This window comes from Jannaschia sp. W003, assembly GCF_025144335.1.
GTDB lineage: Bacteria > Pseudomonadota > Alphaproteobacteria > Rhodobacterales > Rhodobacteraceae > Jannaschia.
In genome coordinates, this window is record NZ_CP083539.1 from 1,536,132 (window position 1) to 1,562,235 (window position 26,104).

At 73.3% G+C, this 26,104-nt stretch carries 31 protein-coding genes; 22 read left to right on the top strand and 9 right to left on the bottom strand.

The features are described from left to right. Window positions 1–116 precede the first annotated feature (116 nt). The 3 genes from K3554_RS07535 (at window position 117) to K3554_RS07545 (ending at window position 4,666) form a co-directional block, all read left to right on the top strand. Window positions 117–1,763 carry an electron transfer flavoprotein-ubiquinone oxidoreductase gene (locus K3554_RS07535; protein ID WP_259945522.1) on the top strand — a complete coding sequence of 549 codons (1,647 nt, stop codon included), beginning with the start codon at window positions 117–119 and terminating at the stop codon, window positions 1,761–1,763. A gap of 417 nt (window positions 1,764–2,180) precedes the next feature. Further along, a complete protein-coding gene (locus K3554_RS07540) occupies window positions 2,181–3,869 on the top strand; it encodes a tetratricopeptide repeat protein (protein ID WP_259945523.1) in 1,689 nt (562 codons plus the stop codon). Beyond that, window positions 3,866–4,666: a 4-(cytidine 5'-diphospho)-2-C-methyl-D-erythritol kinase gene (locus K3554_RS07545; RefSeq protein WP_259945525.1), complete on the top strand. Its 801-nt coding sequence runs from the start codon at window positions 3,866–3,868 to the stop codon at window positions 4,664–4,666. Before K3554_RS07540 ends, K3554_RS07545 begins: the two co-directional genes overlap by 4 nt. Window positions 4,667–4,801: 135 nt before the next feature. Here the strand turns inward: K3554_RS07545 and K3554_RS07550 are convergent, their stop codons facing one another. After that, window positions 4,802–5,734: a polyprenyl synthetase family protein gene (locus tag K3554_RS07550; RefSeq protein WP_259945832.1), complete on the bottom strand. Its 933-nt coding sequence runs from the start codon at window positions 5,732–5,734 to the stop codon at window positions 4,802–4,804. Between the two features lie 117 nt (window positions 5,735–5,851). On the opposite strand from K3554_RS07550, the gene K3554_RS07555 reads away from it, so the two are divergent. The 3 genes from K3554_RS07555 (at window position 5,852) to K3554_RS07565 (ending at window position 7,074) form a co-directional block, all read left to right on the top strand. Further along, window positions 5,852–6,067, top strand: a complete 216-nt coding sequence (locus tag K3554_RS07555) for a DUF2007 domain-containing protein (protein WP_259945526.1) — start codon at window positions 5,852–5,854, stop codon at window positions 6,065–6,067. Beyond that, window positions 6,064–6,795, top strand: coding sequence for a tRNA1(Val) (adenine(37)-N6)-methyltransferase (locus K3554_RS07560; protein WP_259945528.1), 732 nt, complete (start codon window positions 6,064–6,066; stop codon window positions 6,793–6,795). Before K3554_RS07555 ends, K3554_RS07560 begins: the two co-directional genes overlap by 4 nt. A 105-nt stretch (window positions 6,796–6,900) precedes the next feature. Beyond that, window positions 6,901–7,074, top strand: coding sequence for a YdcH family protein (locus tag K3554_RS07565; protein WP_259945531.1), 174 nt, complete (start codon window positions 6,901–6,903; stop codon window positions 7,072–7,074). 69 nt (window positions 7,075–7,143) lie between these two features. On the opposite strand, the gene gcvA is transcribed toward K3554_RS07565, so the two are convergent. After that, on the bottom strand, window positions 7,144–8,079 hold the full coding sequence (gcvA, locus tag K3554_RS07570) for a transcriptional regulator GcvA (RefSeq protein ID WP_259945532.1): 936 nt from the start codon (window positions 8,077–8,079) through the stop codon (window positions 7,144–7,146). Between the two features lie 111 nt (window positions 8,080–8,190). Between gcvA and K3554_RS07575 the strand changes: the two genes are divergently transcribed. Next, complete coding sequence (locus K3554_RS07575; RefSeq protein ID WP_259945534.1) at window positions 8,191–8,328, top strand: hypothetical protein; 138 nt, start codon at window positions 8,191–8,193, stop codon at window positions 8,326–8,328. A gap of 124 nt (window positions 8,329–8,452) precedes the next feature. Here the strand turns inward: K3554_RS07575 and phbB are convergent, their stop codons facing one another. The 6 genes from phbB to K3554_RS07605 form a co-directional block, all read right to left on the bottom strand. Further along, entirely contained in the window at window positions 8,453–9,175 is a 723-nt protein-coding gene (gene phbB / locus K3554_RS07580; RefSeq protein ID WP_259945535.1) for an acetoacetyl-CoA reductase, read from the bottom strand. Window positions 9,176–9,192: 17 nt separating this feature from the next. Then, complete coding sequence (locus tag K3554_RS07585) at window positions 9,193–10,053, bottom strand: patatin-like phospholipase family protein (RefSeq protein ID WP_259945536.1); 861 nt, start codon at window positions 10,051–10,053, stop codon at window positions 9,193–9,195. Window positions 10,054–10,228: 175 nt separating this feature from the next. Next, window positions 10,229–11,404 (bottom strand): acetyl-CoA C-acetyltransferase, encoded by a 1,176-nt coding sequence (locus K3554_RS07590; protein ID WP_259945538.1) that lies wholly within the window; start codon window positions 11,402–11,404, stop codon window positions 10,229–10,231. A 151-nt stretch (window positions 11,405–11,555) separates the two neighbouring features. Beyond that, entirely contained in the window at window positions 11,556–12,380 is an 825-nt protein-coding gene (locus tag K3554_RS07595; protein WP_259945540.1) for an EAL domain-containing protein, read from the bottom strand. A gap of 36 nt (window positions 12,381–12,416) precedes the next feature. Next, window positions 12,417–12,974, bottom strand: coding sequence for a type 1 glutamine amidotransferase domain-containing protein (locus K3554_RS07600; protein ID WP_259945542.1), 558 nt, complete (start codon window positions 12,972–12,974; stop codon window positions 12,417–12,419). A 232-nt stretch (window positions 12,975–13,206) separates the two neighbouring features. Continuing rightward, the gene (locus K3554_RS07605) at window positions 13,207–14,400 is read right to left on the bottom strand and encodes a MalY/PatB family protein (RefSeq protein ID WP_259945544.1); all 1,194 of its coding nucleotides are present in this window, start codon (window positions 14,398–14,400) and stop codon (window positions 13,207–13,209) included. A 109-nt stretch (window positions 14,401–14,509) separates the two neighbouring features. On the opposite strand from K3554_RS07605, the gene def (K3554_RS07610) reads away from it, so the two are divergent. From def (K3554_RS07610) to K3554_RS07655, 10 genes are all read left to right on the top strand, one after another. After that, window positions 14,510–15,034 carry a peptide deformylase gene (def, locus tag K3554_RS07610; RefSeq protein ID WP_259945546.1) on the top strand — a complete coding sequence of 175 codons (525 nt, stop codon included), beginning with the start codon at window positions 14,510–14,512 and terminating at the stop codon, window positions 15,032–15,034. A gap of 46 nt (window positions 15,035–15,080) precedes the next feature. Continuing rightward, complete coding sequence (locus K3554_RS07615; protein WP_259945549.1) at window positions 15,081–15,551, top strand: peptide deformylase; 471 nt, start codon at window positions 15,081–15,083, stop codon at window positions 15,549–15,551. After that, the gene (def, locus tag K3554_RS07620) at window positions 15,548–16,030 is read left to right on the top strand and encodes a peptide deformylase (protein ID WP_259945551.1); all 483 of its coding nucleotides are present in this window, start codon (window positions 15,548–15,550) and stop codon (window positions 16,028–16,030) included. Before K3554_RS07615 ends, def (K3554_RS07620) begins: the two co-directional genes overlap by 4 nt. Then, on the top strand, window positions 16,021–16,938 hold the full coding sequence (gene fmt, locus K3554_RS07625) for a methionyl-tRNA formyltransferase (protein ID WP_259945553.1): 918 nt from the start codon (window positions 16,021–16,023) through the stop codon (window positions 16,936–16,938). The genes def (K3554_RS07620) and fmt overlap by 10 nt, the downstream gene beginning before the upstream one ends. After that, window positions 16,938–17,174, top strand: coding sequence for a hypothetical protein (locus K3554_RS07630; protein WP_259945555.1), 237 nt, complete (start codon window positions 16,938–16,940; stop codon window positions 17,172–17,174). The genes fmt and K3554_RS07630 overlap by 1 nt, the downstream gene beginning before the upstream one ends. 181 nt (window positions 17,175–17,355) lie before the next feature. Next, on the top strand, window positions 17,356–18,315 hold the full coding sequence (gene ispH / locus K3554_RS07635; RefSeq protein WP_259945557.1) for a 4-hydroxy-3-methylbut-2-enyl diphosphate reductase: 960 nt from the start codon (window positions 17,356–17,358) through the stop codon (window positions 18,313–18,315). A 72-nt stretch (window positions 18,316–18,387) separates the two neighbouring features. Further along, window positions 18,388–19,005, top strand: coding sequence for a LysE family translocator (locus K3554_RS07640; protein ID WP_259945559.1), 618 nt, complete (start codon window positions 18,388–18,390; stop codon window positions 19,003–19,005). A gap of 57 nt (window positions 19,006–19,062) precedes the next feature. After that, window positions 19,063–19,518 (top strand): DUF3429 domain-containing protein, encoded by a 456-nt coding sequence (locus tag K3554_RS07645; RefSeq protein ID WP_259945561.1) that lies wholly within the window; start codon window positions 19,063–19,065, stop codon window positions 19,516–19,518. Between the two features lie 26 nt (window positions 19,519–19,544). After that, window positions 19,545–20,027, top strand: a complete 483-nt coding sequence (rnhA, locus tag K3554_RS07650; RefSeq protein WP_259945563.1) for a ribonuclease HI — start codon at window positions 19,545–19,547, stop codon at window positions 20,025–20,027. After that, window positions 20,024–20,641 carry a trimeric intracellular cation channel family protein gene (locus K3554_RS07655; RefSeq protein WP_259945565.1) on the top strand — a complete coding sequence of 206 codons (618 nt, stop codon included), beginning with the start codon at window positions 20,024–20,026 and terminating at the stop codon, window positions 20,639–20,641. Before rnhA ends, K3554_RS07655 begins: the two co-directional genes overlap by 4 nt. 10 nt (window positions 20,642–20,651) lie before the next feature. Here the strand turns inward: K3554_RS07655 and K3554_RS07660 are convergent, their stop codons facing one another. After that, on the bottom strand, window positions 20,652–21,263 hold the full coding sequence (locus K3554_RS07660) for an NYN domain-containing protein (RefSeq protein ID WP_259945568.1): 612 nt from the start codon (window positions 21,261–21,263) through the stop codon (window positions 20,652–20,654). Between the two features lie 175 nt (window positions 21,264–21,438). On the opposite strand from K3554_RS07660, the gene folK reads away from it, so the two are divergent. The 5 genes from folK to K3554_RS07685 all read left to right on the top strand — a co-directional run bounded on the left by folK (window position 21,439) and on the right by K3554_RS07685 (window position 26,103). Next, window positions 21,439–21,999, top strand: a complete 561-nt coding sequence (gene folK / locus K3554_RS07665) for a 2-amino-4-hydroxy-6-hydroxymethyldihydropteridine diphosphokinase (RefSeq protein ID WP_259945572.1) — start codon at window positions 21,439–21,441, stop codon at window positions 21,997–21,999. 31 nt (window positions 22,000–22,030) lie between these two features. After that, complete coding sequence (gene rpoZ, locus K3554_RS07670; protein ID WP_259945574.1) at window positions 22,031–22,384, top strand: DNA-directed RNA polymerase subunit omega; 354 nt, start codon at window positions 22,031–22,033, stop codon at window positions 22,382–22,384. A gap of 16 nt (window positions 22,385–22,400) precedes the next feature. Beyond that, window positions 22,401–24,554: a bifunctional (p)ppGpp synthetase/guanosine-3',5'-bis(diphosphate) 3'-pyrophosphohydrolase gene (locus K3554_RS07675; RefSeq protein ID WP_259945575.1), complete on the top strand. Its 2,154-nt coding sequence runs from the start codon at window positions 22,401–22,403 to the stop codon at window positions 24,552–24,554. A gap of 54 nt (window positions 24,555–24,608) precedes the next feature. Next, window positions 24,609–25,277, top strand: a complete 669-nt coding sequence (locus tag K3554_RS07680; RefSeq protein ID WP_259945576.1) for a DUF2062 domain-containing protein — start codon at window positions 24,609–24,611, stop codon at window positions 25,275–25,277. A gap of 79 nt (window positions 25,278–25,356) precedes the next feature. Continuing rightward, entirely contained in the window at window positions 25,357–26,103 is a 747-nt protein-coding gene (locus tag K3554_RS07685) for a pyridoxine 5'-phosphate synthase (protein WP_259945578.1), read from the top strand. Window position 26,104 lies beyond the last annotated feature (1 nt).

Consider the following 26,104-nt stretch of genomic DNA (forward strand, 5'->3'; position numbering starts at 1 on the left):
CGCCCATCACCCCCGGAACCCCGCGTCACACCGCCCCGCCCCGATTGACGCGCGTTCCCGCGGTTCCCATACCTCTGCGCAACGTTCGCAAACGCAGCAATTCCGGAGAGCATCCCATGTCCGAGGCCATCGAACGCGAAGCCATGGAGTACGACGTGGTCATCGTCGGTGCCGGTCCCGCCGGCCTCTCGGCGGCGATCCGTCTCAAGCAGCTCGACCCCGAGCGCTCTGTGGTGGTGCTCGAAAAGGGCTCCGAGGTGGGCGCGCACATCCTGTCGGGCGCGGTGCTCGACCCCGTCGGCCTCGACGCGCTGATCCCGGATTGGAAGGAAAAGGGCGCCCCGCTCGACACCCCGGTCACATCGGACCACTTTTACGTGTTGGGCGAGGAGGGCAAGGTCCGCATCCCCAACGTCGCCATGCCGCCGCTGATGAACAACCACGGCAACTACGTGGTGAGCATGGGCAACGTCTGCCGCTGGATGGCCGAGCAGGCGGAGGCCTTGGGCGTCGAGATCTTCCCCGGCATGGCCTGCTCCGAGCTGGTCATGGACGGCGACCGCGTGCGGGGCGTCGTGGCCGGCGAGTTCGGCCTGAACGCCGACGGCACCAAGGGCGACGGCTACGAGCCGGGCATGGAGCTGCATGGGCGTTACGTGATGCTGGGCGAGGGCGTGCGCGGCTCGCTCTCGAAGCAGGTGATCGAGCGCTTCGGGCTCGATGCCGACGCCGAGCCGCAGAAGTACGGCATCGGCATGAAGGAGCTGTGGGAGATCGACCCCGCGAAGTCCCAGCCCGGCAAGGTCCTGCACACGATGGGCTGGCCGCTAGGCTCCAACGCGGGCGGCGGATCGTTCGTGTACCACCTCGGGAACAACCAGGTCTACGTCGGCTTCGTGGTGCACCTGAACTACAAGAATCCTTACGTGAACCCCTACCTCAGCTTCCAGCAGTTCAAGCATCACCCGATGATCGCGGAGCTGCTGGAGGGCGGGAAGCGCGTGGCCTACGGCGCGCGCGCGATCACGGAAGGCGGCTGGCAGTCGCTGCCGAAGACGGCCTTCCCGGGCGGCGCGCTGCTGGGCTGCGCGGCCGGCATGGTCAACGTCCCCCGCATCAAGGGCAACCACAACGCCATGCTGTCGGGCAAGGCCGCGGCCGAGGCCGCCCACGAGGCCATCGAGGCGGGCCGCGCGGGCGACGTGTTGGAGAGCTACGACACCGAGGTGCGGACAGGCCCCATCGGCAAGGACCTCAAGCGGGTACGCAACGTGAAGCCGCTGTGGTCGAACTACGGGCTGGTGGCCTCGATGACCGTTGGCGGGGCATCCATGTGGATGAACAACCTCGTGGGCTGGTCGCCCTTCACCACCCGCCACGGCAAGTCCGACGCCGAGTCCACCGAGCCGGCCGCGAAGCACAAGCCGATCGAGTACCCCAAGCCCGACGGCAAGCTCAGCTTCGACCGCCTCACCAACGTGGCCTACAGCTTCACCAACCACGAAGAGAGCCAGCCCGCGCACCTCAAGCTGCGCGACCCGGCCAAGCCCGTGGAGGTGGACCTGAAGATCTACGCGGGCCCGTCGACGCGCTACTGCCCGGCGGGCGTCTACGAGTTCGTGGGCGAGGGGGACGACGCGAAGTTCGTGATCAACTTCCAGAACTGCGTCCACTGCAAGACCTGCGACATCAAGGACCCGGCGCAGAACATCGTCTGGACGCCGCCGCAGGGCGGGGACGGGCCGAACTATCCTAACATGTGACGAGTGTCCCCGCCGCCGGCATGGCCGGCGGCGGGGCGGATCGGTCCAGTGGACCGATCCGAACGAGGAACCGAGCGCGCAAGCGCAAGGCGCCGCTAGGCACTCCCTATGCAAGCCGCTCGCAGCCTGTAACCGGGCAGGGGGCTCCGCCCCCGTTGATCCGCACCGTCCGGGGCTCCGCCCGTCCGCAGGCGGATCGGTCCACCGGACCGATCCCAAGGTGCCTGCGAACCCCCTCGGTATTCCTCCAACGGAGATGCGGGGCGCTGCTTCACCGCAAATCGTGCCTGATCCGCGCGCGTTTTCGGCATCCTCCCGCGCACACCCCCGTGAGGCCTGTGCCCCCCGCGTTGTCTTCACCGGGCCCCCGCCCTACCGTGCCGCAAAGCCGCAAAGGCCGTATTCCGAGGGACATCCATGACACTCCGCGCGATCCTGCTCGCGGCCTCCCTGCTCGCCGCGCCCGCCGCGCAGGCGCAGGACCTGGCCGGACCCTACCTCGCCGCCCGCATCGCTGGGTTCGGCAACGACTACGCCGCCGCGGGCGACTACTACGCGCGCCTCATGCGCCGCGAGGAGCTGCCCGCGCAGGTGCTCGAGAGCGCCGTGATCATCTACGGCGCGCTGGGCCGCTTCGACCGGGCCGCCGAGGCCGCCGGACGCCTCGCGGAGATGGAAGCCGCCTCTCGCTTCGGCGCCGCCGCCCAGCTGGTCGAGCGGCTCGTCGAGGGCGACTGGGACGGGGCCGAGGCGCTGATCGAGGACGCGGGCGTGGGCGGCGCGCTGCTCGACGGCCTCCTGCGCGGATGGATCGCCGCCGCGCGCGGCGACGCCGCCGCCGCCGAGACCGCCTTCGAGACCCTCGCCGAAAGCGGCAGCTTCGCGCCATTCGCCCACCTCCACCGCGCCTACGCCCGCGCTGCGCGCGGCGACCTCGCCGGCGCCGAGGCGCTTCTGTCGGGAGAGGAGGCGGGACCGCTCCAGCTCGACGCGCGCGGCATCCTGGCCCGCGCCGAGGTGCTCTCGCTGCTGGATCGGGGCGACGAGGCCGAGACCATCCTGCGCGACGCGCTCGCCGCCGGCGGCGGCCCCGAGCTCGCGAACCGCCTCGCGCGGCTGGAGCGCGGCGAGGCGCTCGAGTGGACCGCCGTGCCGGACGCCCGCGCGGGCATGGCCGAGAGCTACTACACCCTCGCCGCCCTCCTGGCCGGCGAGTCGCCCGCGACCTTCACGCTCATCAACGCCCGCGCCGCCACGGCGCTGCGCCCCGACCACGTGGACGCGCTGATCCTCACCGGCGAGCTGCTCGAGGACCAGAGCCAGCACGCCCTCGCCAACGCCGCGCTCGGCAAGGTGCCGGCCGACCATCCCGCCTTCTTCGGCGCCGAGATCGCCCGCGCCGAGGTGCTGCTGAACTCCGGCAAGGAGGATGCCGCCGTCGAGGTGCTGCAGGGCCTCTCGCGCACCTTCCCCGCCGAGCCGGCGGTCTGGACCGCGCTGGGCGACATGCTGCGCCGCCTCGACCGCCACCGCGGCGCCGTGGACGCCTACGACCGCGCCATCGAGCTCAGCGAGCCGATCGACGAGCGCGACTGGTTCCTCCACTACGCCCGCGGCATCGGCTACGAGCGGACGGGCCGCTTCGAGCAGGCCGAGGCCGACTTCCGCCGCGCGCTGGAGCTGCGCCCCGGCCACCCGCTGGTGCTGAACTACCTCGGCTACAGCCTCGTGGAGGAGCGCATCAAGCTCGACGAGGCGCTCGGGATGATCGAGCAGGCCGTCGCCGCGCGCCCCGACGACGGCTACATCACCGACTCGCTGGGCTGGGTGCTCTACCGGCTGGGCCGCTACGACGAGGCCGTGGCGCCGATGGAGCGCGCGGTGCAACTCCAGCCGCTCGACCCGCTCATCAACGACCACCTCGGCGACGTGCTCTGGACGGTGGGCCGCGAGCGCGAGGCCAGCTTCCAGTGGCGCCGGGCCCTGAGCCTCGAGCCCGAGAGCGAGGAGGAGGTGGAGCGCATCCGCCGCAAGCTCGAGGTCGGGCTGGACCGCGTGCTCGAGGAGGAGGGCGGCGCCGGGCCGATCGAGGCCGCCGACGAGTGACCGAAGGCGATGCGGGGGCCTTCGCGCCCGCGAAGGTCAACCTCGCGCTCCACGTGACGGGGCGGCGCTTCGACGGGCGCCACGAGCTCGACAGCCTCGTCGCCTTCGCGGACGTGGGCGACCGGCTGTGCCTCGCCCCCGGCGACGGGCTGCGGGTGGACGGACCCTTCGCCGCCGGCGTGCCTACGGACGGCACCAACCTCGTGCTGCGCGCCCTCCGCGCCGCCGGCGCGCCCCGCGCGGTTGCGCTGCGCAAGAACCTGCCGCACCCGGCCGGCATCGGCGGCGGATCGTCCGACGCCGCTGCCGCCCTGCGCGCCGTGGGCGCCGTGCTGGACGTGGACACCCTCATGGCCCTCGGCGCCGATCTTCCGGTCTGCATGCCCGCCCGCGCCGCCCGGATGCGCGGGGCGGGCGAGCGGGTCGAGCCGGTCGCGATGCCCCCCCTCCACGCGGTGCTGGTGAACCCCGGCGTGCCCGTGCCCACGGGCGCGGTGTTCGCGGCGCTGGAGCGGCGCGACGGGAGTGCGATGGGCGCGGTGCCGGACGTGGACGCGGAGGGATTGGTGCGCTGGCTTGCAGGCTGCCGCAACGACCTGCAAGCCCCGGCTCGCGCTACCGCGCCCGCCGTGGGGGAGGGGCTCGACGCCCTGCGCGCTGCAGGCGCCACGCTCGCGCGCATGTCCGGCTCCGGCGCGACCTGCTTCGGCCTCTGGCCCACCCGCCGCGCCGCCGAGGCCGCCGCCGAAGCCCTCCGGCGCCCCGGCTGGTGGGTCGAGGCCTGCACTCTGGCGTAGGGGGGCACCGCTTCCGTTGGCCCCGCCCCGGCCTTGCGCCGGGGTCATGGCGTCGAACGCGCAACCCACTCCGCCCCCGAAGCGCTACCGGCCCCCAGAGACCCCGGCGCAAGGCCGGGGCGATGCGACGCGCCCCTAGTTCGCCCGCGCCACCACGTAGTCTGCCAGATCCGCCAGCATCTCCCGGATCGGATGCTCCGGCACCCGCTCCAGCGCCGCCACCGCCCGGTCGCGCCAGCGCAGCGCCTCGAGCCGCGTGGCTTCGAGCGCACCGTGCCGGGCCAGGATCGCCTGCGCCCGCGCGAAGTCGTCCGCGCGCCCCCGCTCGATCGCGCCCTGCCAGAACGCCCGCTCCGCCTCGTCGGCGCCGGCCAACGCGCGGATCACGGGAAGCGTCACCTTGCCCTCGCGGAAGTCGTCGCCCAGCCGCTTGCCGATGCCGTCCCCGGCGCCGCCGTAGTCCAGCCAATCATCGACGATCTGGAAGCTCACCCCCAGCGCGTCGCCGAACTCGGCAAGCGCGGCCACCTGCGGCTCGGGCACGCCCGCGATCACGCCGCCCACCTCAGCGGCGGCCTCGAACAGGGCTGCGGTCTTGCCGCGCACGACCTTGAGGTAGGTCGCCTCGTCGGTCCCGAGGTTGCGCGCGGCCGAGAGCTGCAGCACCTCACCCTCGGCGATCGTGGCCGCGGCGCCCGACAGGATGTCGAGCACCCGGAGCGAGCCGGTCTCGACCATCAGCTGGAAGGCGCGCGCGAACAGGTAGTCGCCCACCAGCACGCTCGACTGGTTGTCCCACAGGAGGTTGGCGGTGGGCCGGCCCCGGCGCTCGCGGCTCTCGTCCACCACGTCGTCGTGGAGCAGCGTGGCGGTGTGGATGAACTCGACCGTCGCAGCCAGCTTCACGTGATCCTCACCTGCGTAGCCGCACAGCTTGGCGCTCGCGACGGTGAGCAGGGGGCGCACCCGCTTGCCACCGGCCTCGACCAGATGGGCCGTGACCTCGGGGATGCGGGGCGCGTGCTCCGAGGCCATGCGCCGGCGGATCAGCGCGTTCACCCGCTCCATCTCGGGGGCGCAGGCCGAGGCCAGCCGCTCGTGCGGCGCGGGGGGGGCGAGGTCTGTCAAAGGGGAGCCTTCCGGGCGTTCTCGACATCGGGGCGGTGTGCCCATAGCTGTGCGCCCATGCGGGAGCTCTTGCGGACCAACGACCCGACGGTGATCGCCTTCGCCTCGGCCCTGCTGGACGGCGAGGGTATAGCCTCGTTCGTTCTGGACGCCAACATCTCGGTCCTCGAAGGCTCGATCGGAATCCTGCCCCGCCGGCTGATGGTGGCCGAGCGCGACCACTTCATGGCCGCCGCCGTGATGCGCGACAACGACCTCTCCGTCACGGAATGACCCGCGACGCCCTGCTCGGCGGACGGGTGCTGCTCCGGCAGCCCGCGCGCGGGGGCTTCCGCGCAGGCTCAGACGCGGTGCTGCTCGCCGCCGCCTGCCCGGCGGGGCCGGGCGACACGGTGCTCGACCTCGGCTGCGGCGCGGGCGCGGCGATGCTCTGCGTGGCCGCGCGGGTGCCCGGAGCGGAGGTCCACGGGCTGGAGCGCGACGCGGAGGCCGCCGCGATGGCCCGCGCCAACGGCTGCGACGTGACCGAGGGCGACGTGCTGGACATGCCGGCCGCCTTGCGCGCGCGCAGCTTCGACCACGTGATCCTGAACCCGCCTTACTTCGCCGCGCGGGGCGGCCTGCCGGCCCGCGACCCGGCCCGCGAGGCGGCGCTGCGCGAGCCCGAGGGCGGCACGCTGGCGGCGTGGTGCGACGCCGCCATCCGCCGCGCCGGGCCGCGCGGCACGGTGACCGTGATCGCCCGCGCGGACCGGCTCGCCGACCTCCTCGTCGCCCTGGCGCCCCGGCTCGGCGCGCTTGCCGTGCTGCCCGTGGCGGCGCGCGAGGGGCGCGAGGCGGGGCGCGTCGTGGTGAGCGGGCAGAAGGACCGCCGCGCGCCCCTGCGCCTCCTGCCGCCCCTCGTGATCCACCGCGGCGCGGCCCACCGCGACGGCGCCGACGTCTACACGCCGGCCGCCGCCGCGGTGATGCGCGATGCGGCGGCGATCCGCCTTCGTTAGCGACAATCCGCTGCAACTTTCCGCAGCGCGGCGGGAGTTCTCCGTGACAGGCCGCCCCCGGCCATGCTCATCTCGGTGGGCCAACATCAGCAGAGGAGAACGCCCATGTCGCTGGACACGCACCTTCAGGAGCTGCGCCGCAAGCACGAGGCCCTTTCGCGACAGGTGGAGAGCGAGGCGCGCGCGCCCGGCTCCGACAGCCTGACCCTCGCCGACCTGAAGAAGCGCAAGCTGGCGATCAAGCAGCAGATCGAGCGGCTCAGCCACTCGGTCCACTGACGCGCCGCCAGCGCGCCGCGTGACCGCACGCCCGGCCCGTTCCCGACCCCGGGGGCGGGCCTTCGCGTCTCAGGCGACCACGGCGCGCCCCTCGCACCAGCAGCCGGTGTCCGCCACCGCCTCCTCCAGCCACCCGAGGAACGCCCGCACCGCGGGCCGCCCCTCCGCCCCCGGCGCGCAGAGCACGCGGAACGTCTCGGGCGGCGCGAGAACGGGTCCGAAGGGCGCCACCAGCCGGCCCGCCCGAAGCGCCCCGTCGGCCAGCACCGCGCGTCCCAGCACCACGCCAGCCCCCGCCTCGGCGGCATCCAGCGCGTGGTCCGCCTGGCTGAAGCGCGGCCCCTGCGCCTCGGGCGGCGCAAGTCCCGCGGCGCGGAACCACGCGGGCCAGTCGGGCAGGGGTGCGGGCAGGGTCCGCTCGTCCTGATGGATCAGCGGCGCGTCCCGCAGGCTCGCGGCATCGGGGAAGCGGGCGGCGAGGGCGGGCGGCATCATCGGCATCATCCACTCGCGCACCGCCAGCACCTCGCGCAGGCCCGGGTCGCCCCCCTCGGGGCGGCGGCCGAAGCGGATCGCCACGTCCACCTCGTCGCGCGCGGCGTCCAAGAGGCGCAGCGTGGCCGCGAAGCGCAGCTCCACCTCCGGGTGGTCCTGCGCGAAGGCGAACATGCGCGGCGCCAGCCAGCGGGCGGTGAAGGCCGGCCCCGCCGTGACCGTGAGCTCCCCGCTTCCGAGACTGCGCGCCGCCGCCCGCCAGCCCGTCCGCAGCGCCGCGAACCCCTCGCGCGCGTGGGGGGCGAGCGCGCGTCCCGCCTCGGTCAGCTCCACTTGGCGGTGAAGGCGGCGGAACAGGGGCGCGCCGAGATGCGTCTCGAGCGTCTTGATCTGGAAGGATAGGGCGGCAGGCGTGACCGATAGCTCGGCTGCGGCGTCCTGGAACGACAGGTGCCGCGCGGCGGCGTCGAAGGCGCGCAGGGCGGTGAGCGGGGGGAGGCGGTCGGACATGGTCGCATAAATATATCTTGCGCGAGGCGCGCGAAAGTCTCGTTTGAGCGCAAGCGTTGTAGGGCGCATCTTCGGGTCACAGCGAACGATCATGAACCGAAGGAATGCCCGATGATCGAGACCCGCCACAGCCGCACCTACGACGAGGCCATCGCCCGCGCCCATGCCGAGCGTGCCCGCGCCTTCCGCTCCCTCCTGCGCTTCCGTGCCCCGGGCACCGGGCTGGGCCGCCAAGGGGCGCGGCTCTAGGACCGACCCTCATGTCTTCGTTTCCGAAATACCTTGGGGGAGGCCCGAAGGGCTGGGGGCAAAGCCCCCCAAACGAAGAAGGCCCCCGCGAGGGGGCCTTACAAGCTCAACCAAGGGCCACCCCTCAGCTCATGTACTGCCCGCCGTTCGCCGAGATCGTCGAGCCGGTGATGAAGCCCGAATCGTCGGACGCGAGGAACGCCACGCAGCGGGCGATCTCGTCGGCCTCGCCGAGGCGGCCCACGGGGATCCCGCCCACGATCTGGTCCATGACCTTCTCGGGAATCGTGCTCATCATGTCGGTGTTGATGTAGCCCGGGGCCACCACGTTCACGGTGATGCCGGCGCGCGCGCCCTCCTGGGCCAGCGCCTTGGTGAAGCCGATGTCGCCGGCCTTGGTGGCGGCGTAGTTCACCTGGGCGAACTGCCCCTTCTGGCCGTTGATCGACGAGATGGTCACGATGCGCCCGAACTTGCGCTCGCGCATGCCGCCCCAGACGTTGTGCGTCATGTTGAAGACGCCGTTCAGGTTGGTGTCGATAACCTGCTTCCAGTGGTCGGGCGTCATCTTGTGGAACGGCGCGTCGCGGGTGATGCCGGCGTTGTTGACCAGGATGTCCACGGGGCCGAGGTCGCCCTCGACCTCGGCGATGCCCGCCTTGCAGGCCTCGTAGTCGGCCACGTCCCACTTGTAGGTCTTGATGCCGGTCTCGTCGGTGAACTGCTTCGCCCGCTCGTCGTTGCCGGCGTAGGTCGCGGCGACCTCGCAGCCCTGCGCCTTGAGCGCCTTCGAGATGGCCGCGCCGATGCCGCGCGAGCCTCCGGTGACCAGTGCGATCCGTGCCATGGTGGGTCTCCTCCTAGTTAATGCGTGTGCCGTTCGGGGTCGTCGCGCCAGGCCTCGCCGTCGGCGCGTCCCTGCTCCCACGCCTCCTGCAGGAGCGCGGGGTCGGTGAAGTCGAGCTTCGAGCCGGTCAGCACCGATTCCGAGGGCTGGACGTAGTCGACGCGCGCCTCGTCGGGGAGCGAGCGGAAGCGCTTGGTCAGGAGCACCAGGGTCCGGCCCCGGTCGGGGTCGGGCAGGGGGGCCTTGTCGACCATGCCGCCGTCGTAGACCGGCTCGCCGTCCCACGCGTCGGGGCGGAAGGCGGGGGGAACGGTTGCGGCCATGCGGACCAGCTCGGCCAGCCGCCCCTCGCGGGCGGCGGCGCGGGCGTCGATCAGGCGCTGCTCGACGCCCGCCGCGGACGACAGGCGCGGGCGCGGGGTGGGCGCCACGACCTGCTCCATCTGGTAGATCGCGCCGGCGGCCAGGGCGCGCGCCGAGGCGCCCGCGGCGTCGCCGGTGGTCGAGACCGAGATCTGGAACGCGGGGCCTTCGGCGATGCGCCGCTGCGCCTCGGCGTCGATCACGTCCTCGACGATGCTCTCGTAGACCCGCTGGTGCGGCGAGCGCCCGTCCTCGCCGTCGATCTCATCCAGGGCGACGTTCGCGTCGTTGCGCCGGAGCGCGCGGCTGAAGCGCTTGAACAGAAACGCCTCGCGGTCCGCGATCCAGGACGACGCCGAGAGCGCCCCGCCCGACACGCCCGTGACGCGCTCGGGGCGCAGCGCGAACCGCTCGCCCACCGCCTCCATCCAGCCGCCGTGCCAGAAACACCGCAGGCCGCCGCCCGAGAAGACGAGCTGCTCGTAGGGAAGAGGGGTGCGGTCCGCGGCGCTCATTCGCTCAAGCTGTCCTTGAGCGTTAACGCGTACGCCCCGCGTGCACCCCCCGTGCACCCCCCGTGCAGACGGATCGCCGCCCCCGGCGCGGGGGCCGGGGCGGTGTTCGGGGTGGGGCGGGGTGCGGCCATCGGGGCGCGTCGGGGCGGGGCCGGTCGGGCCCTGCCCGCAACCGTCAGGGACGCTCGACGCAGAGGGCGACGCCCATGCCGCCGCCGATGCACAGGGTGGCGAGGCCGCGCTTGGCGTCGCGGCGCTTCATCTCGTGCAGGAGGGTGTTCAGGACGCGGCAGCCCGAGGCGCCGATGGGGTGGCCGATGGCGATGGCGCCGCCGTTCACGTTCACGATCGACGGATCCCAGCCCATGTCCTTGTTCACGGCGCAGGCCTGCGCGGCGAAGGCCTCGTTGGCCTCGACCAGATCGAGGTCGTCCACCGACCAGCCAGCCTTCTCGAGCGCCTTGCGCGAGGCGTAGATGGGGCCAACGCCCATGTACTGCGGATCCAGTCCGGCGGTGGCGTAGGAGGCGATGCGGGCCAGCGGCTCGATGCCCCGGCGCTCGGCCTCGTCGGCGCTCATGAGGAGGGTCGCGGCGGCGCCGTCGTTGAGGCCGGAGGCGTTGGCGGCGGTGACCGAGCCGTCCTTGGTGAAGGCCGGGCGCAGCTTCTGCATGGCCTCCATCGTGGCGCCGTGGCGGATGTACTCGTCCTTGTCGACCACGGTGTCGCCCTTGCGGCCCTTGATGGTGTAGGCGACGATCTCCTCGTCGAACTTGCCCGCCTTTTGGGCGGCCTCGGCCTTGTTCTGGGAGGCCACGGCGAACTCGTCCTGCTGGTCGCGGCTGATCTGCCACTTCTCGGCGACGTTCTCGGCGGTCTGGCCCATGTGGTAGCCGTTGAAGGCGTCCCAGAGGCCGTCGCGGATCATGGTGTCGACCATCTTGATGTCGCCCATCTTCTGGCCCTGGCGCATGGACTGCGCGTGGGGGGCGAGCGACATGCTCTCCTGCCCGCCGGCGACCACGATGGCGGCGTCGCCGAGCTGGATGTGCTGGGCGCCGAGGGCGACGGCGCGCAGGCCGGAGCCGCAGACCTGGTTGATGCCCCAGGCCGAGGCCTCCTGCGGGAGGCCGGCGTTGATCGCGGCTTGGCGGGCGGGGTTCTGGCCCTGCGCGGCCGTCAGCACCTGACCCAGGATCGTCTCGGAGACCTCGGACGCGTCGATCCCGGCGCGCTCCACCACGGCCCGGATCACGGCGGTGCCGAGGTCGTGGGCGGGGGTGTTGGCGAAGGAGCCGAGGAAGCTGCCGACCGGCGTGCGGGCGGCGGAGGCGATGACGACGTTGGTCATGGAAGGGTCTCCCTGGGGGTCTGACAAGTGTCTCGTCCCGGCCCGTCTACTCCGCGGGGCGGGGCGATGCAAAGCGGAAGGGGGGGACGCGCCGGGTCGGGGCGCGGTGCGGCGGAGGGGACCGGGAGGGCGGGGAGGGCGCGCCCGACCCTCAGGCGCTCGCGCGGTCCTCGCCCGGGCCGCCGCGCAGCCAGACCGGCCGGACCTCGGGCGCGCCGTAGAGGTAGCCCTGCAGGCAGTCCACGCCGGCGCGCGCCGCGAAGTCCGCCTCGGCCCGGGTCTCGACCCGCTCGGCCACCGTCGCCATGCCGAGGCTGCGGCCGAGGGCGGCGATCCCCTCGAGCATGCACCGGCTGTCGGCGTCCGTGTCGCAGCCGCGCACGAAGGCACCGTCGATCTTCACGATGTCGAACAGGAGGCCCGCGAGGTGGCGCAGCTCCGAGCGGCCGGCGCCGAAGTCGTCGAGCGCGAAGCTAACGCCGCGCCCCCTCAGGTCGGAGATCAGGCCGCCCACCAGTTCGGGGACGCGCATGGCGCTGTCCTCGTTGATCTCCAGGATGAGGCGCTCTCCGGCGGAGGGGTCGGCCTTGAGGCCGCGGTTCAGCGTGGCGGTCCAGCGCGGGTAGCCGATGGAGCGGGCCGACATGTTGACCGACAGGCGCAGGCCGGGGTTGCGGCGCAGGGCGCCGAGGCCGCAGCGCAGCGCGGCGCAGTCCACAAGGCGCCCAAGCTCCTGCGCCTCGACGACGGCAACGAACTGCGCTGCGGGAATGATGCGGCCCGTGGGATCGAGTACGCGGACCAGCCCCTCGTGGAAGGCCACCGCGCCGGTGGCGGCGGAGACCACGGGCTGGAAGGCCAGCATGACGCGGCCGCGGTCCAGCGCCTCGCGGACCATGCCGATCACGCCCCGGTCGCGCGCCGCGGCGGCGAAGGCGATGGGGTCGGCGACGTCGGGCTCGGGCGGGGCTCTCATGGCCCCGCCCAATGCCATGCGGGGGTGAAGAATCCCTTACGCGGCGGCGCGGCTCCCGGCGGCCTCGACCGCGTCCACGATGGCGCCTACGAAGGCGTCCAGATCGTCCGGGTTGCGCGAGGTGATGAACCCGCCGTCCACCACCACCGGCTCGTCGACCACGTCGGCGCCGGCGTTGCGAAGGTCGGTGCGGATGCTCTTGTAGCAGGTCATCCGGCGGCCCGACGCGAGGCCCGCCTCGATCAGCAGCCACGGCGCATGGCACACGGCGGCGACGGGCTTGCCGGACTCGGCGAAGCCCTTCACCAGCGCGATCGCGGCGTCCTCGACGCGCAGGAGGTCGGGGTTGATCTGCCCGCCGGGCAGCACGAGCGCGTCGTAGTCGCCCGGGCCCACCTCGGCGAGGTCCTTGTCCGCTTGAAGCGACTTGCCCCAGTCGTCGCCGTCCCAGCCCTTGAGCGAGCCGCCGCCGGGGGTGGCGACGTGGACCGTGGCGCCCTTCGCGCGCAGGTCCTCGAGGGGCTTCATCAGCTCCGACTGCTCGAAGCCGTCGGTGGCGAGGATCAGGATCCTCGCGTCGGTGATCGTCGGCATGGTGCGTCCTTCCGAGTTGCTGTCGGGGTCCGAACGCGGTCCCCCGGGGGCACGGTTCCTCGGGCGGACAACGGGTTACGCGACGGTCCCCATTCAAACCCGCACCCTCGTCGCCGCTAGGGAAATACCGAGGGGGTCTGCAGGCTTCCCGGGATCGGTCCAGTGGACCGATCCGCCTGCGGACGGGCGAAGCCCCGGACGTGCGAAGCGCGGGGGCGGAGCCCCCCAACCCTCACTGCAAATCCGAGAACGCCGCCTGCAGCCGCTCCACCGCCCGCTCCACGTTCGCCCGCGTCGTGGCGATGTTGAAGCGCAGGAAGCTCTCGCCCCCGCGCCCGAAGGTCGGGCCGTGGTTGGCGGCGATGCGCGCGTCGCCCTCGACGCGGCGCGCCACCTCCTCGTGGCTCATGCCGGTGCCGCCGAAGTCCACCCAGCTCAGGTAGGTCGCCTCCAGCGCCACCGAGCCCACGCCGGGGATCGCGTTGACGCCCTCGTCGAAGATCCGCCGGTTGCGGTCGAGGTAGCGCATCAGCGCGTCCACCCACTCGGCGCCCTCGGGCGAGTAGGCCGCGCGGGCCATCTCCAGACCGAACAGCGAGGGCGAGAGCCCCAGCGCCCCCTTCCGCCGCGCGAAGCGCTGGCGGAGCCCTGGGTCCTCAATGGTGACGTTGCCGGTGTGGGCGCCGGCGATGTTGAAGGTCTTGGTGGTGGCCGTCATGGTCACCAGCCCCTCGGGGCCCGTCACGTTGGCCATCGGCACGTGGGTGTGGCCGGGATAGACGAGGTCGTGGTGGATCTCGTCGGACACCAGCACCAGCCCGTGGCGGCGGGCGAAGGCGGCGAAGCCCTCCAGCTCCGCGCGCGACCACACCCGTCCGTTGGGGTTGTGGGGCGAGCACAGGATCATCATCGACGCGCCCGATCCGGCCACCTCCGCGTCCCAGGCGTCGAAGTCGCAGACGTAGCGCCCGTCCTCGAGGGGCAGCTCGCATTCCACCACCTGGCGCCCGGCGGCGCGGATCACGCGCGCGAAGGCGTGGTAGACGGGCGTGAACAGCACCACCCCGTCGCCCGGCAGCGTGAAGGCGTCGACGCAGACGCCGGTGCCGTTCACCAGCCCGTGGGTGGTGAAGATCCACTCGGGCCGCAGCGCCCAGCCGTGCCGCTCGCGCATCCACCAGGCGACCGCCTCGCGGTGCGCGTCGTCGGCGCCGGGGTAGCCGTAGACGCCGTGCTCGTGCAGCCGCGCCACCGCGTCCGAGACCACCTGCGGCGGGCGGAAGTCCATGTCGGCGACCCACATGGCGATGCCGTCCGAGGGCGGGACGCCGTAGAGCGCCTCCATCCCGTCCCACTTCATGCAGTTGGTGCCGCGCCGGTCGATGGGCGCGTCGAAGCGGGGGTCGGCGGCGTGGTCCTGGGGCATGCGGGCTCCTCCTCGGGCGCGACCCTAGCGGCGCCGCGGGCGGGGGCAAGGCGCCCCCGGACGCTCACGCAGTTGCACGGTTTCGCGCGCCCGCGTAAGGGGCTGGCGCATGAAGCGGCCCATCCTCCTTCACCCCGATCCGCGCCTCAAGAAGCTCTGCGAGCCGGTGCCCGACCTCTCGGACGCCCGCCGCGCGCTGGCCGCCGACATGCTCGAGACCATGTACGCCGCGCCCGGCATCGGGCTGGCCGCGCCGCAGGTCGGCGTGCTGGAGCGCCTGATCGTGCTCGACTGCGACAAGGCGGACGACGCCGCGCCGCGCCCCCTCGTGATGTTCAACCCCGAGATCGTGGCCGCCTCGGACGACACCTCGACCTACGAGGAGGGGTGCCTGTCGATCCCCGACCAGTTCGCCGACGTGACCCGCCCCGCCGCGGTGACGGTGCGCTGGCTCGACGAGGGCGGCGCCGAGCGGCAGGAGGACATGGAGGGCCTCTGGGCGACCTGCGTGCAGCACGAGATCGACCACCTGGATGGGCGGCTCTTCATCGACCACATCGGCGCCATGCGGCGGCAGATGATCACCCGGCGCATGGTGAAGCTGAAGCGCGAGCGGGCGCGCGAGGCGCTGTAGCGCCGCCCCGTGGCGCCTTGGCCTTCGCGCCGCTATACGGCCCCCCATGACCGCCCCCGCCGCCGCCGCGTCCCTGCGCATCCGCCTCCATCCCGACCCGGTGCTCCGGGAGCCGTGCGCGCCCGTCACCGGCGACGCGACCGCGCTTGCCCGCGCCATGCTGGATGCGATGTACGCCGCGCCCGGCCGCGGCCTCGCCGGGCCGCAGGTGGGCGAATCCCTGCGCCTCTTCGTGATGGACGCCTCGTGGAAGGAGGGGCTGCCCGACCCGCGGGTGTTCGTGAACCCCGCCGTGGTGTGGGTTTCGGACGAGACCGACGTGGCCGAGGAGGGGTGCCTGTCGATCCCGGACACCCCCCGCCGCGTCCGGCGCCCCGTGGCCTGCCGCATCGCCTTCGACGGGGCGGGCGGCCTGCGCCGCGAGGCGGTGCTGGACGGCTTCGCCGCGCGCTGCGCCCAGCACGAGATCGACCACTTGGACGGTGTCCTGATCCTCGACCACGAGGCCCAGCCGTGACTCGCCCGATCCTGCGCTGGCCCGATCCGCGCCTGCGCCGCGCCGCCGCCCCCGTGGGCGAGGTCACCGATGCCCACCGCACGCTCTGGGACGAGATGATCGAGGTCATGCGCGCCATGCCGGGCGTCGGCCTCGCCGCGCCGCAGATCGGCGAGATGATCCGCCTCGCCGTGGTCGACGCCGGCCGGGGCGCGATCCGCCTCGCCGATCCCGAGATCGTCGCCAGCAGCGCCGAGCTGCGCCCCCACGAGGAGGCGTCGCCCTGCCTGCCGGGCGTCTCGGCCCTGGTCGCGCGCCCCCGCGCCGTGACGGTCCGCTACCTCGACGAGACCGGCGCGCGCACCGAGCGCGACTTCGTGATGCTGGAGGCCACGTCGATCCAGCACCAGATCGACCACCTGGAGGGACGCATGTTCTTCGACCGCCTCAGCCGCACCCGGCGCGACATGCTGCTCCGCAAGGCCCGCAAGTGCGCCTGATCTTCATGGGCACGCCGGACTTCGCGGTCCCCGTCCTCGATGCCCTCGTCGAGGCGGGCCACGAGGTCGTTGCCGTCTATTCCCAGCCCGCGCGCCCCGCGGGCCGCGGCAAGCGCCCGCGCCCCTCGGCGGTGCAGGCGCGGGCGGAAGCGCTGGGCGTCGAGGTCCGCACGCCGAAGACGTTGCGCGACGCGGCCGAGCAGGCCGCCTTCGCCGCCCTGGACGCCGAGGCCGCCGTGGTCGTCGCCTACGGGCTGATCCTGCCCGTGCCCGTGCTCGAGGCCCCCGCACACGGCTGCCTCAACGTCCACGCCTCGCTCCTGCCGCGCTGGCGCGGGGCGGCGCCGATCCAGCGGGCGGTCATGGCCGGCGACGCGCGCACCGGGGTTTGCATCATGCAGATGGAGCAGGGCCTCGACACCGGCCCCGTGCTCCTGCGCGAGGACACCGAGATCGGCGAGACCGACACCGCCGGCGACCTCGCGGGCCGCCTCGCGGAGATGGGCGCCCGCCTCGCCGTGCGGGCGCTGGCCAAGCTGCCGAGCCTCTCGCCCGTGCCCCAGCCCGAAGCGGGCGTCACCTATGCCGCCAAGATCGACAAGGCCGAGGCCCGCGTCCACTGGGACGGCGACGCCGCCGCCGTGGCGCGCCACGTCAACGGCTTGTCCCCCAGCCCCGCCGCCTTCGCCGAGCGCGGCGGCGCGCGCCTGCGCCTTCTGCGCGCGCGCGCGGTGGCGGGCGAGGGCGCGCCCGGCACCGTGATCGGCGCCGAGGGCCTCCGCGTCGCCGCCGGCACCGGCGCGGTCGAGATCCTGGAGGTTCAGCCCGCCGGCAAGGCGCCCATGGCCGCCGGCGACTGGCGCCGCGGCGCGCGCCTCGATGCGGGCGCGATGCTGGAGGACGGCTGATGTTCCCGACCCTCATGGGCACGGTCGTGATCGCCGGCATCGTCGGCTACCTCTCCGAGAAGACCGGCTTCACCCACAACGGCATCCTCCAGAGTATCGTGATCTGCGTGGGCGGGGCGTTCCTGTTCTACTTCGTGTCGATCATGTTCGGGGTGGGTTTCCGCGCGCAGGGCTGGAACGCGATTCTGGCGTCGGTGGGCGCACTGGTGATCGTGCCGACGCACTGGCGGCGGTAGGGGAGGGGGCTCCGCCCCCGGCCCTGCGGGCCTCCCCCGAGGTATTTCCGGCAAGATGAGGGGGTATCCTCGCCTTGCCCCAAATACCTCGGGGGGAGCGCGAAGCGCGGGGGGCGGCGCCCCCCCCCACTGGACCCGAAGCGCCTCGACCCATAGGTGGGGCGCAGACGGAGACACGCCGATGACCGACGCCCCCAAGCCGCCCCTCACGCTCCTCCTCGCCGCGCCGCGCGGCTTCTGCGCGGGCGTGGACCGGGCCATCAAGATCGTGGAGATGGCGCTCGAGAAGTGGGGCGCCCCGGTCTACGTGCGCCATGAGATCGTCCACAACGCCTACGTCGTCGACGGCCTCCGCGCCAAGGGCGCCGTGTTCGTGGAAGAGCTCGACGAGTGCCCCCCGGACCGCCCCGTGATCTTCTCGGCCCACGGCGTGCCCAAATCGGTGCCCGCCGCCGCCGCCGCGCGCGAGATGGTGTTCGTGGACGCCACCTGCCCGCTGGTCTCCAAGGTCCACATCGAGGCCGCCCGCCACCACGAGAACGGCCTGCAGATGGTGATGATCGGCCACGCCGGCCACCCCGAGACCGTGGGCACCATGGGCCAGCTCCCCCCGGGCGAGGTGCTGCTGGTCGAGACCGTCGAGGGGGTGGACGCGCTTGCCCCCCGCGACCCCGGGCGCCTGGCCTTCATCACCCAGACCACTCTCTCGGTAGATGACACCGCCGAGATCGTGGCCGCCCTCCAGCGGCGCTTCCCGGCGATCGTCGGGCCGCACAAGGAGGACATCTGCTACGCCACCACCAACCGCCAGGAGGCCGTGAAGGCCATGGCGCCGCGCATCGACGCGCTCTTGGTGGTGGGCGCGCCCAACTCCTCGAACTCGAAGCGGCTGGTCGAGGTCGGCGCCCGCGAGGGCTGCCGCTACGCTCAGCTCGTGCAGCGCGCCGCCGACATCGACTGGCGCGCGCTGGAGGGGGCCGCGTCCGTAGGCATCACCGCCGGCGCGTCGGCCCCCGAGGTCCTCATCGACGAGGTCGTGGACGCCTTCCGCGCCCGCTACGATGTGGCGGTCGAGGAGATCGTCACCGCCCGCGAGACCGTGGAGTTCAAGGTCCCCCGCGTCCTGCGCGAGCCGGCCTGAGGCCCACGCCCGGCTGGACGCACGCCGCCCGCCGCGCCACGGTGCCCGCGTCCCACCCGCGAGGCCCGCCCCATGATCTCCCTCCAGTTCCTCGTGACCGCCCTCGTGGTGGTCGTCGCGCCCGGCACCGGCGTGGTCTACACCCTCGCGCTGGGCCTCGGGCGGGGGCGCCGGGCCGCGGTGGCCGCCGCCGCGGGCTGCACGGTGGGCATCGTGCCCCACCTCGCCGCCGCCACCCTCGGGCTGGCGGCGATCCTCCACGCCTCGGCGCTCCTGTTCGCCACGGTGAAGTGGGCCGGCGTCGCCTACCTCCTCTGGATGGCCTGGGGTGCGCTGCGCCAGACCGGCGCGCTCGCCGTGCGCCCCGAGGGCGCCGAGGGCCGTGGCCTTCTCGCCATCGCCGGACGGGGCGCCGCGATCAACATCCTCAACCCGAAGCTCTCGATCTTCTTCCTCGCCCTCCTGCCGCCCTTCCTGAGCGGCGACCCCGCCCGCGCCACCGCCGAGATGGCGTTGCTGGGCTCCGTGTTCATGGGCCTCACCTTCGCGGTGTTCATCCTCTACGGCCTCTTCGCCGCGACCTTGCGCGCCCGCGTCCTCGCCTCGCGCCGCGCCGTGGCCTGGCTGAACCGCGCCTTCGCCGGCGTGTTCGCAGCCCTTGCCGCGCGGCTGGCGCTGGAGCGGGCCTGACCGCTGCCGCCACGATCCCGCTTCCACCCGGCGCCCCGGCGGGGCACAAGCGCGCCCATGTTCGCCCCCGTCCCCCGCGCGCCGCTCCTGCTCGGCCTCGCCGGCCTGCTGCCGTTCCTGTGGGGCGTGCTGACGATGTGGTCGCCGTGGCTCGCGCTGCAGACCGCGGCCTGGGTCGGCCCGCGCTTCGTCGGACCTTACGTGGGCCTGTTCTACGGCGCGATCATCCTCGCCTTCATGTCGGGCGTGCTCTGGGGCTTCGCAGCGAAGGCCGAGGACGCCCGCGTCGCCGCCACCGGCTACGCGCTCTCCACGCTCCCGGCCCTCTGGGCCTTCTTCACCACCGGCGGCGGCGCCGAGGCCGCCGCCGTGGCCCTGATCGCCGGCTTCGTCGGCCTCCTCGGCCTCGACTGGCTGTTCTGGCGCCACGCGCTCGCACCGCCGTGGTGGATGACCCTGCGCGTCCTCCTCACCGCCGGCGTGGTGCTCCTGCTCCTGCCGGTGGCGCTCTGACCCTTCCGAACCACGGGTGCCCTGTCATGCCTGACCTCCTCGCCTATACCGACGGCGCCTGCTCCGGGAATCCCGGCCCCGGGGGCTGGGGCGCGCTCCTCGTCGCCCGCGACGGGGGCGCCGTGCTGCGCGAGCGCGAGCTGAAGGGCGGCGAGGCGGACACTACCAACAACCGCATGGAGCTGATGGCCGCGATCGCGGCCCTCGAGGCGCTGGAGCGGCCCTCGACGCTCACGGTGGTGACCGATTCGGCCTACGTGAAGGGCGGCATCACCTCCTGGCTGCACGGCTGGAAGCGCAACGGCTGGAAGACCTCCACGAAGAAGCCCGTGAAGAACGAGGACCTCTGGCGCCGCCTCGACGAGGCGCAGGCGCGGCACACGGTGGAGTGGAAGTGGGTCAAGGGCCACGCCGGCCATCCCGAGAACGAGCGCGCCGACGCGCTGGCCCGAGCCGGCATGGCGCCGTTCAAGCCGAAGCGCGGCAGCGGCGGCGGCCGGGGGCGGTGACGCCGCCCGAGGCCCTCGACCTCCTCGCGGTGCTGGTCTTCGCGGTGACGGGGGCGCTCGCGGCGGCGCGCGCGCAACTCGACCCGGTGGGCTTCGCGTTCATGGCGACGCTGACGGCCGTGGGCGGCGGCACCGCGCGCGACCTCCTGCTGGACCGCCCCGTGTTCTGGCTGGCCGAGCCGGCGCCCCTCGTGGTGGCGGCCGGGGCGGCGGCGGCCGTGTTCTTCCTCCACCACCTGCTCGCCTCGCGGATCGCGACGCTGATCTGGCTCGACGCCGTGGCCCTGTCGGTGGCCGCCGCCGCCGGCATCGCCGCCGCGGACGGGCAGGGGGCGGCGCTCTGGGTGCAGGTGACGATGGGGGTGGTGACGGGCTGCGTGGGCGGCCTCGTGCGCGACGTGGTGGCGAACGAGGTGCCGCTCGTGCTGCGCGCGGGCGAGCTCTACGCCACCGCGGCCCTCGCGGGCGGCGCCGCGGCGGTGGCGGCGCGCGAGGCGGGGCTGGCGGCGCCGGGGCCGCTGGCGGTCTGCGTCGCCGTGACCCTCGCCCTGCGGGCGGGCGCGATCCGGCTCGGATGGCGCCTGCCCGCGTTCCGGGCGCGGCCCCCGCGCTAGGGGCTGCCCCTCAGCCCGCGGCCGAGGAGGAGGGGGGCTGGGTGCGCGCCGCCGCCGGCTGCGTGCCCTCGCGCGGGGCGGCGGCGGCAGCGTCGCGGGGCGGGCGGCCGAGCACGTCGCGCAGATCGTCGAGCTCGATGAAGTTGTCGGCCTGGCGCCGCAGGTCGTCGGCGATCATCGGCTGCTGCGAGCGGATGGTGGAGCACACGGACACCCGCGTGCCCCGGCGCTGCAGCCCCTGCACCAGCGGGCGAAAGTCGCCGTCGCCGGTGAACAGCACCACGTGGTCCACGTGGTCCGAGATCTCCATGGCGTCGACGGCCAGGTCGATGTCCATGTTGCCCTTCACCTTGCGGCGGCCTTGCGCGTCGGTGAACTCCTTCGCGGGCTTCGTCACCAGCGTGAAGCCGTTGTACTGCAGCCAGTCCACCAGGGGGCGGATCGGCGAGTACTCGTCGTTCTCCAGCAGCGCGGTGTAGTAGAAGGCCCGCAGCAGCTTGCCGCGGCGCATGAACTCCTGGCGCAGGAGCTTGTAGTCGATGTCGAAGCCGAGCGCCTTGGCGGTGGCGTAGAGGTTCGATCCGTCGATGAAGAGCGCCAATCGCTCGTCGCGGTAGAACATGATGAAAATCCCTTGCGTGGCGGGGCGCGCGAGCGGAGGCGAGGTCCGCAGCGGGCTGGAGGACGTGGCTAATGATTCGCGCCGCATGAATGGGGGTCGCGTCGAAGCGGGCACCGTAACGGCCGTGTCGATCGGTGCCAATGCCGGCCACGTGCGTGCGGCGAATCGCGCCGCCGTGCTGCGGGCCGCCGCCCGGCTGCGCCGTCTGTGGGGGCCGGGCCTGCGCGTCTCGCAGCCCTGGCGCACGCCGCCCTGGCCGCCGGGCGCGGGCGGCGCGGACTTCGTGAACGCCGTGGCCGTGCTGCCCCGCCTCGTGCCGCCCGAACGGGCGCTCGCGCAGCTCCACGGGATCGAGGCGGCGATGGGCCGGGTGCGCCGCGAGCGCTGGGGTGCGCGGCTGATCGACCTCGACCTCGTGGCGGCCGGGCGGCTCGTGCGGCCCGACGCGGCCGCGCAGGCCCGATGGCGCCGCCTGGACGGGGCACGGCGGCGCGCGGTGCCGGGCGGCCTCGTGCTGCCCCACCCGCGCCTCGGGGAGCGGGCCTTCGTGCTCCTGCCCCTCGCCGAGGTGGCGCCGCGCTGGCGCGACCCCGTGACGGGGCGCACCGCGCGCGCGCTCGCCGCCGCGCTGCCCCTCGCGGAGCGGCTGCACCTCGCGCCGCTCGGCCCCGCCCGCCCGGTGCGCCGGCGCGGTCCTGTCAAGCCCCCACTTGCCAATCGGCGCCTCGGCCCGTAAGGACGCGGCTTCCCAACGATGAGGTGTCGCCATGGCCCGCGTGACGGTCGAGGATTGCGTCGACAAGGTTCCCAACCGCTTCGAGCTCGTGCTCCTGGCGGCCCACCGCGCCCGCGAGATCGCCACCGGCTCGCCCGCGACCGTGGACCGCGACAACGACAAGAACCCGGTCGTGGCCCTGCGCGAGATCGCCGACGAGACCCAGTCCGCCGACGACCTGCGCGAGCGCATGATCGAGTCGAACCAGACCCAGATCGAGGTCGACGAGCCCGAGGACGACTCGATGACCCTCCTGAAGGGCGTCGAGAAGGACACGCCCTCCCAGGACGACATGAGCGAGGAGAAGCTCCTGCGCGCCCTCATGGAGGCCCAGGGCGAGCGCTGATGCCCCCGGCGCGTCGATGATCTCGGCGGACGACCTCGCCGCCCTCGTGCGGGCCTACAACCCGCGCTCCGACGGCGACCTGATCCGCCGGGCCTACGCCTATGCCGAGGAGATGCACCGCGGGCAGGTGCGCCGCTCGGGCGAGCCCTACTTCATGCACCCCGTCGAGGTGGCCGGGCTCCTGACCGAGCAGCACCTCGACGACGCCACCATCGCCTGCGCGCTGCTGCACGACACCATCGAGGACACCCGCGCCTCCTACGACGAGGTGGAGCGGCGCTTCGGCACCGACATCGCGCGACTGGTCGACGGCGTCACCAAGCTCACCAAGATCGAGCTCAACTCCGCCGAGACGCGCCAGGCCGAGAACTTCCGCAAGCTGTTCATGGCCATGGCCGAGGACCTGCGGGTGATCCTGGTGAAGCTGGCCGACCGGCTCCACAACATGCGCACCATCAAGCACGTGCCGCCCGAGAAGCAGGTGGTGAAGGCGCGCGAGACCATGGACATCTACGCCCCCCTCGCGGGGCGCATGGGCATGCAGTGGATGCGCGAGGAGCTCGAGGACCTCGCCTTCGCCGTCCTCAATCCCGACGGGCGCAACTCGATCCTGCGCCGCTTCGTGCGCCTCCAGCGCGAGTCGGGCGACGTTATCCGCCGCATCACCGCCGACATCGAGCACGAGCTGTGGAAGGCCGGCATCGAGGCCGAGGTGCAGGGCCGCGCCAAGCGCGCCTTCTCGATCTGGCGCAAGATGGAGGAGAAGGGCATCGGCTTCAGCCGCCTGTCCGACATCTACGGCTTCCGCATCGTCACCCACTCCGCGGCCGACTGCTACGCAGCTCTCGGCGCCGTGCACCAGCGGTGGACGCTCGTGCCGGGGCGCTTCAAGGACTACATCTCGCAGCCCAAGTCCAACGGCTACCGCTCGATCCACACCACCGTGCTGGGCCGCGACGGCAAGCGCGTCGAGGTGCAGATCCGCACCCGCGAGATGCATGAGGTGGCCGAGCGCGGCGTGGCCGCCCACTGGAGCTACCGCGATGGCGTGCGCACTGCGAACCGCTTCGCGGTCGACCCCGCCGTCTGGCTGCGGCAGATGACCGAGCGCTTCGAGGAATCGGCCGACCACGCCGAGTTCCTGGAGGCGGTGAAGCTCGAGATGTACACCGACCAGGTGTTCTGCTTCACGCCCAAGGGCGAGGTGGTGAAGCTGCCCCGCGGCGCCACGCCCATCGACTTCGCCTACGCCATCCACACCAACCTCGGGCACCGCACCGTGGCCGCCAAGATCGACGGCATCCGCGTGCCGCTCTGGACCCGGCTCAAGAACGGCCAGTCGGTGGAGGTCGTCACCGCCGCCGCCCAGACGCCGCAGGCCACCTGGATCGACATCGCCACCACCGGGCGCGCCAAGTCCGCGATCCGCCGCGCCCTGAAGGCGGAGCGCCGCGTGGGCCACGTGCGGCTGGGGCGCGAGCTGGCGCGCGCCGCCTTCGCCCACATGGGCAAGCGCGCCACCGAGAAGGCGCTGCGCACCGCCGCCGACGCGCTGGGCTACGACGACGACGAGGACCTGCTAGCCGCGATCGGCGCCTCGCAGCTCACCGCGCGGCGGGTGGTCGAGACGCTCTATCCCGAGCTGGCCCACGGCAGCCCCGTGCCGGACGTCGACCCGGCCCGGGCCATCGTCGGCGTCGACCCCCGCGCCCACTACGACCGCGCGCCCTGCTGCCAGCCCGTGCCCGGCGAGCGCATCGTCGGCATCGCCAACCGGGGCCGCGGCGTTCAGGTCCACGCCATCGACTGCCCCCGCATGGTGGAGTTCGAGGACCAGCCCGAGCGCTGGATCGACCTGCAGTGGGCGCCCGGCCATCACGCCGCCTCCCATGCGGTCACGGTCGACCTCACGATCTCGAACGACGCGGGCGTTCTGGGGCGGATCTGCACGTTGATCGGCGAGCAGAACGCCAATATCTCCGACCTGCGCTTCATCGACCGGAAACCGGACTTCTTCCGCCTGCTTCTCGACATGGACGTGCGCGATGCGGAACACCTGCATGCGGTCCTCATGGCGGTCGACAGCGACAGCGACGTCGCCCGCGCTGCCCGCCACCGGGAGACGGCGGCCGCCGTCGCGGCGGCGCAGCGCACCGCCCAGCCGGTCTGATCCCCGGACCGCGCGCGGGCACGGGATCACGCCGCGAGGCCGGAAGGAGGAGCGATGTTCAAGCGCCGCGACCGATTGCCCCTCTGGCAGTCCCTGCTCCACGCGGTGTGGCCGCGCGGCGGCTGGCGGCGCGCGGCGCTCTACGTCAAGCACCGTCTCCGCCGGCTGCCCGACACGCCCCAGAAGATCAGCCGCGGCATCTGCGTGGGCGTGTTCGTGACCTTCACGCCCTTCTACGGCTTCCACTTCGTGATCGCCGCCGCGCTCGCCTGGATCGTGCGCGGCAACGTCATGGCCGCCCTCCTGGGCACCTTCTTCGGCAACCCGCTCACCTACGTGCCGATCGCCGTGGTGTCGCTGAATCTCGGCCACTGGATGCTGGGCACCGAGCTGCGCGGGGCCGTGGACGAGAACCTGTTCTCGAAGCTTGCGGGCGCGGGCGACGACATGTTCTGGAACGCCTGGCACGCGCTGCGCGGCGAGGCCGTGGACTGGTCCGCCCTGCGGGTGTTCTGGAACGACGTGTTCTGGCCCTGGCTCGTGGGCGGGCTGGTGCCCGGCGTGTTTGCGGGGCTGGCCGCCTACACCCTGGCGATGCCGCTCATCACTGCCTACCAGAAGCGCCGCCGCGGCCTGATCAAGGCCAAGCTCGACGCGATCCGCGCGCGCGCCGCCGAGAAGGCCGCCGCCAAGAAGGCCGCGGGGCGCATGCCGGCGGACTGAGCGGCCGGCCCCGCGGTGGAGACGGGGGTGGCCCGTGCGTCGCGCGCGTCCTACGAAGGCGCAAACGGAGGGCTTTGGGATGGATCGGCTTCGGCTCGGCGTGAACATCGACCACGTGGCGACGGTGCGCAACGCGCGCGGCGGCGCGGTGCCCGACCCGGTGCGCGCCGCCAAGCTGGCCGAGCGCGCCGGCGCCGACGGCATCACCGCCCACCTGCGCGAGGATCGCCGCCACATCCGCGACGCCGACATCGAGGCGCTGGTGGAGGCGCTCTCGGTCCCCCTCAACTTCGAGATGGCCGCCACCACGGAGATGCAGGCCATCGCCCTGCGCCACCGCCCCCACGCCGTGTGCCTTGTTCCCGAACGCCGCGAGGAGCGCACTACGGAAGGCGGGCTGGAGGTGGCGGGCGACGCCGCGCGCCTCGCCGACTACGTGGCCCCCCTGCGCGAGGCAGGCAGCCGCGTGTCGCTGTTCGTGGCCCCCGACCCGGCGCAGATCGAGGCCGCCGCCCGCATCGGCGCCGCCGTGGTGGAGCTGCATACCGGCGCCTACTGCGACGCCGTGGCCGAGGGGCGCACCGCGGATGCAAACGCCGAGATGGACCGCATCCGCAAGGCCGCCCGCACCGCCCACGCCGCTGGGCTGGAGGTCCACGCGGGCCACGGCCTGACCTACGACAGCGTCGGCCCCGTGGCCGCGCTGCCGGAGGTGGTGGAGCTGAACATCGGTCACTTCCTCATGGCCGAGGCGCTGTTCCGCGGGCTGGAGGACGCGATCCGCGAGATGCGCCGCCGCATGAATGCCGCGCGGGGCGGGGCCTGAG